The following is a 295-nucleotide window of genomic DNA, read 5'->3' as shown; positions in this document are numbered from 1 at the left end:
CGGCATCATCCACTCGGCCGGCTCCGACCTGCTGCAGCTCATCAACGACATCCTCGACCTGTCCAAGGTCGAGGCGGGCAAGATGGACATCAACCCCGAATGGGTTCAGGTTCGCCAGCTGCTCGACTACGTCGAGGCCACCTTCCGGCCCATGACCAGCCAGAAGAGCCTCGACTTCCGCGTCACGACCCTTCCCGGCGTGCCGTCCGAGCTGCTCACCGACGACTCCCGGCTGCGCCAGGTGCTGCGCAACCTGCTCTCCAACGCCGTCAAGTTCACCGAGACGGGCAGCGTG

General features: G+C 65.4%; 1 protein-coding gene. It reads left to right on the top strand.

All coding sequences use genetic code 11. The annotated features are described in order from the left end of the window. Positions 1 to 295: sensor histidine kinase (locus IO39_RS43565; protein ID WP_043637839.1), on the top strand; the 295-nt coding region annotated here is incomplete at both ends.

Origin of the sequence: Nonomuraea candida (assembly GCF_000725485.1) — a bacterium.
In the GTDB taxonomy this organism is placed as follows: Bacteria; Actinomycetota; Actinomycetes; order Streptosporangiales; family Streptosporangiaceae; genus Nonomuraea; species Nonomuraea candida.
This window is presented reverse-complemented; position numbering and strand designations above follow the sequence as displayed.